Source organism: Streptomyces sp. NPDC039423, from assembly GCF_055598725.1.
Genome location: NZ_JBVKAH010000006.1, coordinates 130,547 through 143,298, shown reverse-complemented (window position 1 = coordinate 143,298; position 12,752 = coordinate 130,547). Strand labels below are relative to the sequence as shown.

The following is a 12,752-nucleotide window of genomic DNA, read 5'->3' as shown; positions in this document are numbered from 1 at the left end:
CCGGTACGCCGGCGCCGCCCGGTCCGCCCGGCGCTCCGGGTGCTCCCGGCACGCACGGAGGCCCCGGCACGCCTCCGCCCCCCGCGCCTCCGGGGCAGCCCGGCGGCGGGGTGCACCACGCGGCGACGATGCTGGCCCAGCCCGGTCCGGGCGGTGCGCCCGGTCCGGTGCCGCCCCCGGCTCCGGCGCCGCCCGCGTACGGCTACCCGCAAGCGCCGCCCACCGGTCTGCCGACCGTCGGCCCCGGCTACCAGGCGGTGCTGCGCTACCGCGCGCCCGACGGCTCCGAGGCCCAGCTCATCCGCCGCTCGGCGCCGGGCACGCCGCACCCCGAGTGGCAGATCCTGCACGAGCTGCGCGCCATGAACGTGCCGCCGCAGCAGGTGCTGGAGCTGCACACCGAGCTGGAGTCGTGCGAGCTGCCGGGCGGGTACTGCGCCCGGATGATCCGGGAGACCTGGCCGCAGGCGCGGATCACGTCGATCGCCCCGTACGGGCGGGACCACGCGAGCCGCCAGCAGGGCATGGGACAACTGATCGCCCACCAGGGCGAGTTGCACCAGGTCGCCGACGGACCGGCGCGTCCGGCGCCGCTGCGGGTGCCGCTGCCGCCCGTGCAGCCGGCGCCGCCGGTCCCGCCGGAGGGCATCGCGCAGGAGCTGGTGGGGGCGTTCGGACCGCAGGGCATCTGCCGGTTCGACCAGCGGGCCGTGTCACGGCAGGGCGTGCCGGAGCTGGTGGCGCGCACCCTGGTGTGGGCCGGTCTGCCGGCGGACTTCGGACCGTTCTTCTGGGCGCAGCCGGCCCAGCCGGTGGTGCCGACGCTGGCCGAACTGGCCGCGCAGCGGCAGGTGCAGCCGGCGTCCGACGCGGGTTCGTACCTGGTGATCGGGTCGGACTTCGGGCGGGCCGTCTGCGTCCAGTACGGCACGGCGCACATCGTGGCCGTGCCGGTGGAGGCGGGACCGGACGGGCGCCCGGCGGCACCGCAGTTCGTCAACAGCGGGCTGCCGGAGTTCACCCGGTGCCTGGCGCTGCTGGGCCGGATGTGGCGGCTGCGGTTCGGGCTGACGCCGGAGCAGGCGGGCCGCTGGACGGTCGATTTCCAGGCGCAGTTGGCGATGCTGGACCCGGCGGCCCTGTCGTCGCCGGAGAGCTGGTGGTCGGTCCTCCTCGAACAGATGTGGGACGGCCTGCTTTAAGCCGCGGCTTGGCGCACGGACGCCCCTTTCCACCGGTACGGGTTGTTGCATCCTGGACCGGGGAAAGGGGCGTCAGTCATGAGCGGTTTCGCTGTCGTATGGGGGCGTGGCTACCGGACCGAGCAGGTGGACCGGGCCGTCGCCGCACTGGAGTCGGACCGGGACGCCGCGCGGCGGCGGGCGGACCAACTGGAGGTACGGGCCGGGGAGGTGGCCGCCGAGGCGGCGCGGCTGCGGGCGTTCGTCGCGGAGTTGCCGCCCCAGCGGTACGAGACCCTGAGCCACCGGGCGCAGCGGATCCTGGCGCTCGCCGAGGAGGAGGCCGAGGCGCTGCGGGCGGACGCACTGGAGGAGGCGCGGCGCCTGGCGGACGAGGCGGAGGAGGCGGCCCGGTCGGTGCGGGACGCGGCGCGGGAGGCGGCCCGGGAGGTACGGGGCCGGGCCGAGGCGCTGGCGGAGGAGACCCTGGCGGCCGCCCGGCACACGGCCGGGGAGCTGCGGGCGGACGCCCTCGCCGAGGCGGAGGAGCGGCGCGGTGAGGGGCTGGCCGCGCTGCGGGAGGCCCGGGAGCGCGCGGAGCGGCTGGTGGCCGCGCAGGACGCCCGGCACGCCGAGCGGTGGGAGGCGGCGGAGCGTGCGGCGGCCGAGCGGGAGGCGGAGCTGACGGCGCGGCACGACGGGCTGACCGGGGCGGCCCGGGCGCGGCTCGCGGAGGCGGAGCGGGCGCTGGCGGCGGTGGCCGAACAGGCGCGGCACGACCAGGAGGAGGCGGACGCGCGGGCGGCGGCGCTCCTCGCGGAGGCGCGGCTGCGGGCCGAGCGGGTGGAGCGCGAGACCGGGCGGATCCTCCGGGAACACGACACGGCCCGCGACGAGGTGCGCGCCCACATGGCGCATGTCCGCAGCAGCCTGGCGGCCCTGACGGGCCGGGTGGCGGAGTAGCCCCGCGCCCGCCCCCGCGCCCCGCCGCCCCCGCGTCTCGCCCCGCCCCGCCGCGGACGCCGCCCCCGCGCCCCGCCGCCCGGGGTCACGCGGCGCGGTCGTCGTCCGGGAGGACCGGGAAGCGGCGCGGGGCCAGGGTCAGGAGCACCACGAGGGCCAGCGCGCCGGCGGCCGCCGCGCCCAGGTAGACGTACTCCACCGCGGCGTCCACCGCCGTGGGCGTGAGCGTGGCGGGGTCGTCGAGGTCGCCCCCGGCGAGCCGGCCGGCGAGGACGGCGTTGGCGACGGCGCCGAAGAGCGCCGCGCCCAGGCTCTGGCCGACCTGGCGGCAGAAGAGGACGGACGCGGTGGTGGTGCCGCGCTCCGACCAGGGGACGGTGGACTGGACGCCCACGATGAGGGGGAGCTGGAACAGGCCCAGGGCGGCGCCCAGCAGCAGCATGACGAGGGCGGGCTGCCACGGCTCGCCCGGGTAGGGCAGCAACGGGAAGGACAGCAGCACCAGGACGGCGAGCGTCATGCCGGTGACGGCGGTGAGCCGGAAGCCGATCCGGGTGTAGACGCGGTTGGAGAACGCCGCGCTGATCGGCCAGGACAGGGTCATCGCGGACAGGACGAAACCGGCGGCGACGGGGCCGAGGCCCAGCACGGACTGGGCGTAGGTGGGCAGGAAGACCGTCGGGGCGACCATCAGCAGGCCCAGGGCGCCCAGTGACAGGTTGACCGCCGCTATGGTGCGGCGGCGCCAGACCCAGCCCGGGATGATCGGCTCGGCGGCGCGGCGCTCGACGAGGACGGTGACGGCCGCGAGGACCGCCGCGCCCGCGAACAGCGCCAGGGAAGGCGCGGAGAGCCAGGGCCAGGCGACGCCGCCCTGGACGAGGGCCGTCAGCAGCAACGTACCGGTGCCGAAGACCGCCAGCGCGCCCGGCCAGTCGACCCGGGCCCCCGCCCGCGCGCGGTCACGGGCGGGTTCGGCGAGGTGGCGGACGACGAGCCAGAGGGCGGCGGCCCCGACGGGCAGGTTGACCAGGAAGATCCAGCGCCAGTCGGCGTACCCCGCGAGCAGCCCGCCCAGGGCCGGTCCGGCCACGGAGGACGTCGCCCACACCGTGGAGAGCCGGGCCTGGATCCTGGGGCGCTCCTTGAGCGGGTACAGGTCGGCGGCCAGGGTCTGCACGGTGCCCTGGAGCGCCCCGCCGCCGAGCCCCTGGACGACCCGGAAGGCGATCAGGGACGCCATGCTCCAGGCGACGGCGCACAGCAGGGAGCCCAGGAGGAACAGGACTATGCCGGCGATCAGGACCGGTTTGCGGCCGAAGGTGTCGGAGAGCTTCCCGTACACCGGCAGGGTGACGGTCACGGCGAGCAGGTAGCCGGAGAACAGCCAGGAGAAGACGGAGAGCCCGCCGAGGTCGCCGACGATCTGCGGCACGGCTGTGGAGACGACCGTGCCGTCGAGCGCGGCCAGGGCCATGCCCATCATCAGCGCGGCGACGACCGGGCCGCGCCCGCGGGCCGGGGCCGCGGGGCCCGGACGCTCCGGCTGCCCGGGGGTGGCACCGTCCTCGGTGCGGTCTGCTCGGCCGGCGGCGCCGCTCACGTTCCCCCCAGGACTTCGGACATCCGGATGCATGTATGGAGCAGCATTCCATGCGGGGGTGCGGCCGTCACGGGGTTGCGGGGCCCCGGAGGCCCCCGGTCGCGGTGGCCCCCGCCCCGGGTCGCGATGGCCCCCGGCCCCGGCGGCCCCGCCCCCGGTCGCGGTGGCCCCCGGCCCCGGAGGCCCCCCGGTCCCGGCGGCCTCTTCAGGCGCGGCGCTCCAGCAGCAGGTAGCCGCCGGCCTCCCCCACCAGGCGGTAGCGGGCGTCCGGGTGGAGCTGCCGGGCGTAGGCGTGCGGGTCGCGCAGCCAGCCGGAGGTGTTGTCGAGCGCGATCCAGCCGGGCGTCACCTCCCGGGTGTCGCCGACCCACAGCACCCGGCACCGGCCGGCGAGGCGGCTGACCGGCCCCACGTTGGCCTCGACCGTCGCGCCGTCCGGGATCCGGGCGAGGAGGTCCTCGGCGGCGGTGACCCGCGGGGCCTTGCGGTAGGGGGCGGACTCGGTGAGCGTCGCGAGCGGCAGCGACGTGGTGAGGGCGAGCGCGGCCGCGGCGGCGCAGGCGGGCAGCCGGTCGGCGTACGCCCGCAGCCAGGGGCGCGGGCTGCGGCGGGAGACGTCGACGGCGTCGGTGAGGGCGAGGAACAGCACGGGCATCAGGACGGCGCTGTAGTGCCAGTCGGTGGACCAGTAGTGGTCGTCCCCGGACAGGAACCGCCAGCCCAGGGTGGGTGCGCCCACCAGCAGCAGGGGGGAGCGGAGGGCGAGCAGGCCGGTCGTGGGAACCAGCAGCCACGCGAGGGTGCGCAGCTTGGTGTCGGCGCCGGAGAAGGGGGAGGGACCGCCCTCGACCTTGGTCCAGTAGTCGTAGCCGCCGGTGGTGCTGAAGGCCGGGATGACGGTGGTGAGGGTGAGGAGGGTGGCGGCCGCGCCGAGGACGGCGACGCCGATCGCGTACAGGGCGGTCCGGGGCGCCTGCCGGTGCGCCCGCCAGGCCACCACCAGGGCCGTCGCGGTGAGCGTGAGGCCCAGGTCCTCCTTGACCAGCACGAGGGGCGCCGCCAGCAGGAGTGCGGCGCGCCACCGGCGGGCGAGAACGGCTTCGAGGGAGAAGGCGATCAGCGGGACGGCGAAGCAGATCTCGTGGAAGTCGAAGTCGACCGCCTGCTGGATGCCCCACGACAGCCCGTACGCGATGCCGGTGGCCGTCCCGCCGCCCCGGCCCAGGAGCCGGGTCGCGGCGCGCGTGACCGGCACGGCGGCGAGGGCGAAGAGGGCGGCCTGGGCGACGAGGAGGGTGACGGGCGTGGGGAAGAGCCGGTAGGCGGGGGCGAGGAGGGCGGTGACGGGGCTGAAGTGGTCGCCCAGGACGTTGGCGCCCGGCCCCTTGAGGTCGGCGACGGGGGCCTGGAGGTGGGCGTAGCCGCGGATGGCCTGCTCGAAGATGCCCAGGTCCCAGGAGCGTGTCCCCAGGCGGCGGTACCGGAGGACGGAGAGGGTCGCGTACGCGGTGAACAGCGCCAGCGCCAGGAGGTACGGGGCGCGGTCCGCCCGGGGCCGCGGCCGGGTTCCGGGCGGCGAGGGGCGGCGCGCGCCGGGTATTCGGAACGGCCGGGTGCCGCCGGCGGGCGGGGCGAGGAGGGCTCCGCGCATGGGTGGGGGACTCCTTGGGGTCGCTTACGGGGTACGGGACCCGGTCGGGGTCGGGGTCGGGGAGGACGAGGGGAAGGCCGTACCGGTGGGCGTGACGGACGGGGACGGGGGGACGGCGGACGGGGAGACGGCGGACGGGGAAGGGGACGGGGCCGACGGCGGGGAAGGCGGGTCCGGGCGGAGCCCGAGCACCGCGAGCGCGCCCGTCGTGGCCAGGACGCAGACGGCGGTGGCGGCCGCGGCCGCCACGGTACGTCGCCGCCGGCGCCGCCCGCGTGCCGCCACCCGTGGGGCCGGCTCCGGCACCATCGCCCGGGCACCGGCCGAGGCGGCCGCCTTGAGGGCGGCGGCCAGAGCCCGGTCGACGCCCGGTGAGACAGGGCCGCCCGCCGGGTCGCCGGGGCGGGCGGGGGGTTCGTCACATGGCTCGGTCACCGTGCTGCTCCTCGGCTTCCTCGGTGGCGGAGAGGTGGGGTGCGAGGGCGGTCCTGGCCCGCGACAGGTGCGTCTTGACCGTGCCCGCCGAGATGCCGGTCTCGGCGGCCACCTGCTCCACGCTCAGGTCGCAGACGTAGTGCAGGACGGCCACCCGCCGCTGCCGGTCGGGCAGCCGGCGCAGCGCCGTGACCAGGGCGACCGTCCCCGGGCCCGGGGCGGGCACCGTGCCGGTGGCCCCGTGGCCGTGCCGGCGCCACGCCTCGGCGGCCCGCCGGCCGCGGCGCCACCGGCTGACGGCGAGCCGCCAGGCGACGGTTCGGATCCAGGCCTCCGGCCCGGCGTCCCGGGACAGCCGGGAGCGGCGCCCCCAGGCGCGGACGAACGCCTCCTGGACCACGTCCTGGGCCTCGTGGAGGTCGCCCGTCATCAGGTAGAGCTGGCCGACGAGCCGCGTGGTGGAGTGCGCGTACAGCTCCTGGAACTCCTCGTCGGTCAATGCGGCTCCCAGCGGATCGGACAGGTCTCATGGCGTATACGTCCGGGGGGACCGGTCCGGTTGACACGCCGCCGCACGAATTTCCGGCCGGTCCCCTCCCGGTCCGGGCGTGCCCGGTGGGGCGGGGGAGGTTTCGGGGGCGGGTGTCGTACCGACGTCGTACGCTGGGAAACCCCCGGCCCGTGCGACGTGTCGGGCCCTTCGCGTTGCCCTCACCCCCGGATGGAAGCCTTCATGAGCTTGCACGGTCTGCTCGACGCCGTCGTCAAGGACCCGGCCCTCACCGAAGCGGTGAAGGCCGCCGCCGACGGCCACCGGCCCCACGTCGACCTGGTCGGCCCGCCCGCCGCCCGCCCCTTCGCGCTCGCCGCGCTGGCCCGGGACGCCGGCCGGCCGGTCCTGGCAGTGACGGCGACCGGCCGGGAGGCGGAGGACCTGGCGGCGGCGCTGCGCACCCTGCTGGACCCGGACACCGTCGTGGAGTACCCGTCCTGGGAGACGCTGCCGCACGAGCGGCTCTCGCCCCGCTCCGACACCGTGGGCCGCCGCCTGGCCGTGCTGCGCCGGCTGGCCCACCCGGCGCCGGACGACCCGGCGACCGGGCCCGTCTCGGTGGTCGTCGCACCGGTGCGTTCCGTGCTCCAGCCGCAGGTCAAGGGGCTGGGCGACCTGGAGCCGGTGGCGCTGCGCACGGGGCAGCGGGCGGACCTGGACGAGGTGGTGGAGGGCCTCGCCGCCGCCGCGTACGCGCGCGTGGAGCTGGTCGAGAAGCGCGGCGAGTTCGCGGTGCGCGGCGGGATCCTGGACGTGTTCCCGCCGACCGAGGAGCACCCGCTGCGCGTCGAGTTCTGGGGCGACGACGTCGAGGAGATCCGGTACTTCAAGGTGGCCGACCAGCGGTCCCTGGAGGTCGCCGAGCACGGTCTGTGGGCGCCGCCGTGCCGGGAGCTGCTGCTGACGGACTCCGTGAGGCGACGGGCGGCGGCCCTGGCCGAGCAGCACCCGGAGCTGGCCGAACTGCTGGGGAAGATCGCCGAGGGCATCGCCGTCGAGGGCATGGAGTCCCTGGCGCCGGTGCTGGTCGACGACATGGAGCTGCTGCTGGATGTGCTGCCGAAGGGCTCCATGGCGGTGGTGTGCGACCCCGAGCGGGTGCGCACCCGGGCGGCCGACCTGGTGGCCACCTCCCAGGAGTTCCTCCAGGCTTCGTGGGCGGCGACCGCCGGTGGCGGCGAGGCGCCGATCGACGTGGGCGCGGCGTCGCTGTGGGGCATCGCGGACGTCCGGGACCGGGCCCGCGAGCTGGGCATGATGTGGTGGTCGGTGTCGCCGTTCGCGGCCGCGTTCACCTCGGCCGACGAGCCGGCGGGGTCGCTCGACGCGGACACCCTCAAGCTGGGCATGCGCGCCCCGGAGGCGTACCGCGGCGACACCGCCCGCGCGCTCGCCGACACCAAGGGCTGGCTGGCCGACGGCTGGCGGACGGTGTACGTCACCGAGGCCCACGGCCCGGCGGCCCGCACGGTCGAGGTGCTGGGCGGCGAAGGCATCGCGGCCCGCCTGGACGGCGACCTGACGGACATCTCGCCGTCCGTGGTGCACGTGGCGTGCGGGTCCATCGAGTACGGGTTCGTCGACCCGGCGCTCAAGCTCGCCGTCCTCACCGAGACCGACCTCACCGGCCAGAAGGCGGCCGGCAAGGACGGGCAGCGGATGCCGACGCGGCGCCGCAAGACGATCGACCCGCTGACCCTGGAGGCCGGCGACTACATCGTGCACGAGCAGCACGGCGTGGGCCGCTACATCGAGATGGTGCAGCGCACGGTCCAGGGCGCCACCCGCGAGTACCTGCTGGTCGAGTACGCCCCGGCCAAGCGCGGCCAGCCCGGCGACCGGCTGTACATCCCGACCGACCAACTGGAGCAGGTCACCAAGTACGTCGGCGGCGAGGCGCCCACCCTGCACCGGCTCGGCGGCGCCGACTGGACCAAGACCAAGGCGCGCGCCAAGAAGGCCGTCAAGGAGATCGCCGCCGACCTGATCAAGCTGTACAGCGCCCGGATGGCGGCCCCGGGCCACGCCTTCGGCCCCGACACGCCCTGGCAGCGGGAGCTGGAGGACGCCTTCCCGTACGCCGAGACCCCCGACCAGCTCTCCACCATCGCCGAGGTGAAGGAGGACATGGAGAAGACGGTCCCGATGGACCGGCTGATCTGCGGCGACGTCGGCTACGGCAAGACGGAGATCGCCGTGCGGGCGGCGTTCAAGGCGGTGCAGGACGGCAAGCAGGTGGCGGTCCTCGTCCCCACCACGCTCCTGGTGCAGCAGCACTTCGGCACGTTCTCCGAGCGGTACTCGCAGTTCCCGGTCGTCGTGCGCGCCCTGTCCCGCTTCCAGACCGACACCGAGGCGAAGGCCACCCTGGAGGGGCTGAAGGACGGCTCGGTCGACATCGTCATCGGTACGCACCGGCTGTTCTCGTCCGAGACGAAGTTCAAGGACCTGGGTCTGGTCGTCGTCGACGAGGAGCAGCGCTTCGGCGTCGAGCACAAGGAGCAGCTCAAGAAGCTGCGGGCCAACGTCGACGTGCTCACCATGTCCGCGACCCCGATCCCGCGCACCCTGGAGATGGCGGTGACCGGCATCCGCGAGATGTCGACCATCACCACGCCCCCGGAGGAGCGGCACCCGGTGCTGACCTTCGTCGGCCCGTACGAGGAGAAGCAGATCGGCGCGGCGATCCGCCGTGAGCTGCTGCGCGAGGGCCAGGTCTTCTACATCCACAACCGGGTGGAGTCGATCGACCGGGCGGCGGCCCGGCTGCGGGACATCGTCCCGGAGGCCCGCATCGCCACGGCGCACGGCCAGATGGGCGAGTCGGCGCTGGAGCAGGTGGTCGTCGACTTCTGGGAGAAGAAGTTCGACGTGCTGGTCTCCACCACCATCGTGGAGTCGGGCATCGACATCTCGAACGCCAACACCCTCATCGTGGAGCGGGGCGACAACTTCGGGCTGTCGCAGCTCCACCAGTTGCGCGGCCGGGTGGGCCGTGGCCGCGAGCGGGGGTACGCGTACTTCCTCTACCCGCCGGAGAAGCCGCTCACCGAGACCGCCCACGAGCGCCTCGCCACGATCGCCCAGCACACCGAGATGGGCGCCGGCATGTACGTGGCGATGAAGGACCTGGAGATCCGCGGCGCGGGCAACCTGCTGGGCGGTGAGCAGTCCGGTCACATCGCGGGCGTCGGCTTCGACCTGTACGTCCGCATGGTGGGCGAGGCGGTCGCCGACTACCGCGCCTCCCTGGAGGGCGGCGTGGAGGAGGAGCCGCCGCTGGAGGTCAAGATCGAGCTGCCGGTCGACGCGCACGTCCCGCACGACTACGCGCCGGGCGAGCGGCTGCGCCTCCAGGCGTACCGGGCGATCGCCTCCGCCAACTCGGAGGAGGACATCGCGGCGGTGCGGGAGGAGCTGACCGACCGTTACGGCAAGCTCCCCGAGCCGGTGGAGAACCTGCTGCTGGTGGCCGGGCTGCGGATGCTGGCCCGCGCGTGCGGTGTCGGCGAGATCGTCCTCCAGGGCCCGAACGTGCGCTTCGCCCCGGTGGAGCTGCGCGAGTCGCAGGAGCTGCGCCTGAAGCGGCTGCACCCGCGCACGGTGATCAAGCCGCAGGTCCAGCAGATCCTGGTGCCCCGCCCGACCACGGGCAAGATCGGCGGCAAGCCGGTGGTGGGCCGTGAACTGCTGGCCTGGACGGGCGAGTTCCTGACGACGATCCTCGGGTAGGGACGCCCTTCGCCGGCGCCCGGACGGTGTCCCGGCCGGTCGCCGGCGCCCGGCCGGCGGCCCGCCAGCGCGTCGGCGCCGGCCTCGGCGTCAGCGTCTGAAGAGCATCCCGGCCAGTGACCGGAAGACGTCCTCGGGCTCCCGGTCGCCCACCGGGCCGGTGAGGTTGTGCGTCAGCAGCAGGGTCGCGAAGCCATGGGCGAGGGACCAGGCCGCGACCCCGGCGAGCCGGGGGTCGTCCTGGCCGGCCACCTCGGACACGGCCTCCCGGAGGCGGTCGCCGGCCCGGGTCCGGGCCGCCAGCAGGTCCGGGTCCTCCGGGCGGTGGAGGCCCGGCTGGAACATGACCGCGAAGTGGGCCGGGTGGTCCCGCGCGAAGCGGACGTAACGCACGCCCGCGTCGGTGAGGTCGGCCGCGTCCGCCAGGGCCGCCGCCAGGAGGTCGAAGCCCTCGGCCGCGACGGCGGTCAGCAGGCCGGCGCGGTCCTTGAAGTGGTGGGCCGGGGCCGCGTGCGAGACCCCCGCGCGGCGGGCCAGGTCCCTCAGGCTCAGGGCGGCCGGGCCGTCGGACGCGATGACGTCCAGGGCGGCGGTCAGGACGGCCCGCCGCAGGTCGCCGTGGTGGTAGGCACGGCGGCCGCCGCTGCTCGTCGTCATGGCCCCAGCGTAATCCCTATCTAGGCATTGACAAGTTCGGATGCCGCGCGCACGCTGAATCTAGTCATCGCCTAGATGGGGGTCGGTCATGGAACTCGCCCGGGTACGTCAGCTCTGGCACCTGCTGGAACCGGTGCACGCCGTGCTCTACTACGCGCCGGAGGCGTCCGAGGAGGCCGCCGCCCTCGGCTACGGGACGGAGGAGCGCTGGCCGTCCTACTTCGCGTGGCGGGCGGCGCCGCTCGGCCCGGTGGGCGCCGGACAGGTCGCGTCCGCCTTCTACGGCTTCAGCCCCGCCATGGTGGAGCGGTACGTGCCGGCCGCCTGGGAGGTCGCCGCGCCGGCCGACGTCCTGGCCGCCCGGCTGCGGGCGGTGGACCGGTTCTACCGGCGCCTGCTGGGCGACGTGGTGGGCGGGGACGACCTCGCCGAGGCCGCCCGCCTCGCCCGGCGTGCCGCCGGGGCCGCGGTGACCGCCGGGCGGCCCCTCGCCGCCGCCAACGCTGCCCTGGAGTGGCCCGAGGAGCCGCACCTGGTGCTGTGGCAGGCCGCCACCGTGCTGCGCGAGCACCGCGGCGACGGCCATCTGGCCGCGCTGCTCACCGCCGGGCTCGACCCGGCCGAGTCCCTCGTCTCCTTCGCCGCGATCGGCGCTGCCTCCCCGGAGGTCTTCGCGAGCCGCGGCTGGAGCGGGGAGGCGTGGGCGGCCGCCGGGGAACGGCTCGTCGCGCGCGGGCTGCTGACCCCCGGCGGTACCGCGACGGCACGGGGCCGCGCCCTGCGCGAGGAGGTGGAGCGCCGCACCGACGAACTGGCGGCCGGCCCCTGGTCGGTGCTCGGCGAGCGGAAGACGGAGCGGCTCTCCGAGCTCCTCGGCGGGCTCTGGCTCGCCGTCATCGCCAGCGGCCTGCTGCCGGCCGAGAACACCCTGGGCATCGGCAAGGTCTAGGTCGTGTCCGCAAAGTCCCGCCCGGCCCGCGGTGTCCCGCACGCGCGCTCGCGGCGTTGTCGTCGGTCGCCGATACTTTGCGGACACTCCCTGGGCGCGGCGCCTACCATGCGGGAATGCCCATGACACGGAAGCCCCGGACGTCCCGGACGCCGCGGCCGTCGGTCCGTACCACCGCCGCCTTCACGCTCGCCGCGTCCCTGGTGGCGTCGCTCGTCACCGGGTGCGACGCGGCCGGCGTCGTGGGCGGCGACGGCTCGCCCGGCCCGGGGCCGGCCTCCGGGCGGCAGGCCGCCCCGCTGGACAACCCCGACGGTACGAAGCCGGGCCTGGCGCCCCTCGCCTCGGACGCCGACCGGGCCGAGGCGCGGCGGCTGATCCAGGGCCTGGCCGTGAAGGGCCGTGGGCCCCGCACCGGTTACGACCGGGACGAGTTCGGCCATGCGTGGACGGACACGGCCGACGGCGTGCCGCTGGCCCGCAACGGCTGCGACACCCGCAACGACCTGCTGCGCCGCGACGGCCGGGACCTGCGGTTCCGGGACGGCTCGGACTGCGTGGTCGTGGCGATGACGCTGGACGACCCGTACACCGGCGAGACCGTCCAGTGGCGCAAACAGCGGGCCGCCGAGGTGCAGATAGACCATGTCGTGCCGCTGTCGTACGGCTGGCAGATGGGCGCCTCCCGCTGGCCGGAGGACAAGCGCGAACGGCTGGCGAACGATCCGCTGAACCTGCTGCCGGTGGACGGCCCGACGAACGGCCGCAAGGGCGACTCCGGTCCGGCGTCCTGGCTGCCGCCCCACAAGGCCGTCCGCTGCGCCTACGCGGTGCGGTTCGCCCAGGTGGCGAAGAAGTACGCGCTGCCGGTCACCACCGCCGACAAGGACATGATGCTGGGCCAGTGCGGCGGTTGAGGCCGCACCGGCCGGGCGGCGCGCGACGGGGGGCCGGACCGGGGGGCGGGACGGGAGAGCGGGACGGGGGAGCCGGACGGGCCGCCCCCTCCGACGGTCCGTCCGGCTTCC

Annotated in this window: 10 protein-coding genes; 5 read left to right on the top strand and 5 right to left on the bottom strand. The window is 75.7% G+C overall.

What is annotated here, in order from left to right; translation table 11 throughout:
• On the top strand, window positions 1-1,202 hold a 1,202-nt coding region (locus ACZ7LK_RS20410), incomplete at its 5' end, for an SUKH-4 family immunity protein (RefSeq protein WP_471142398.1).
• 78 nt (window positions 1,203-1,280) lie between these two features.
• Window positions 1,281-2,144 (top strand): cellulose-binding protein, encoded by an 864-nt coding sequence (locus ACZ7LK_RS20405; protein ID WP_471142396.1) that lies wholly within the window; start codon window positions 1,281-1,283, stop codon window positions 2,142-2,144.
• A gap of 85 nt (window positions 2,145-2,229) precedes the next feature.
• Here the strand turns inward: ACZ7LK_RS20405 and ACZ7LK_RS20400 are convergent, their stop codons facing one another.
• The 4 genes from ACZ7LK_RS20400 to ACZ7LK_RS20385 form a co-directional block, all read right to left on the bottom strand.
• A complete protein-coding gene (locus tag ACZ7LK_RS20400) occupies window positions 2,230-3,780 on the bottom strand; it encodes an MFS transporter (protein ID WP_469463425.1) in 1,551 nt (516 codons plus the stop codon).
• 172 nt (window positions 3,781-3,952) lie between these two features.
• Window positions 3,953-5,398, bottom strand: a complete 1,446-nt coding sequence (locus tag ACZ7LK_RS20395; RefSeq protein WP_392275202.1) for a DUF2079 domain-containing protein — start codon at window positions 5,396-5,398, stop codon at window positions 3,953-3,955.
• Between the two features lie 24 nt (window positions 5,399-5,422).
• Entirely contained in the window at window positions 5,423-5,833 is a 411-nt protein-coding gene (locus ACZ7LK_RS20390; protein ID WP_471142393.1) for a hypothetical protein, read from the bottom strand.
• A complete protein-coding gene (locus tag ACZ7LK_RS20385; protein WP_392275204.1) occupies window positions 5,817-6,332 on the bottom strand; it encodes a SigE family RNA polymerase sigma factor in 516 nt (171 codons plus the stop codon). Before ACZ7LK_RS20385 ends, ACZ7LK_RS20390 begins: the two co-directional genes overlap by 17 nt.
• A 234-nt stretch (window positions 6,333-6,566) precedes the next feature.
• Here ACZ7LK_RS20385 and mfd point away from each other — a divergent pair, with 234 nt between their 5' ends.
• The gene (gene mfd / locus ACZ7LK_RS20380; protein ID WP_392275205.1) at window positions 6,567-10,118 is read left to right on the top strand and encodes a transcription-repair coupling factor; all 3,552 of its coding nucleotides are present in this window, start codon (window positions 6,567-6,569) and stop codon (window positions 10,116-10,118) included.
• Between the two features lie 90 nt (window positions 10,119-10,208).
• On the opposite strand, the gene ACZ7LK_RS20375 is transcribed toward mfd, so the two are convergent.
• Window positions 10,209-10,775 carry a TetR/AcrR family transcriptional regulator gene (locus tag ACZ7LK_RS20375; RefSeq protein WP_471142388.1) on the bottom strand — a complete coding sequence of 189 codons (567 nt, stop codon included), beginning with the start codon at window positions 10,773-10,775 and terminating at the stop codon, window positions 10,209-10,211.
• Window positions 10,776-10,863: 88 nt separating this feature from the next.
• Here ACZ7LK_RS20375 and ACZ7LK_RS20370 point away from each other — a divergent pair, with 88 nt between their 5' ends.
• Both ACZ7LK_RS20370 and ACZ7LK_RS20365 read left to right on the top strand, forming a co-directional pair.
• Window positions 10,864-11,724 (top strand): SCO6745 family protein, encoded by an 861-nt coding sequence (locus ACZ7LK_RS20370; RefSeq protein WP_469463421.1) that lies wholly within the window; start codon window positions 10,864-10,866, stop codon window positions 11,722-11,724.
• A gap of 116 nt (window positions 11,725-11,840) precedes the next feature.
• Window positions 11,841-12,641: an HNH endonuclease family protein gene (locus ACZ7LK_RS20365; RefSeq protein WP_469463420.1), complete on the top strand. Its 801-nt coding sequence runs from the start codon at window positions 11,841-11,843 to the stop codon at window positions 12,639-12,641.
• The last annotated feature ends 111 nt before the right edge of the window (window positions 12,642-12,752 follow it).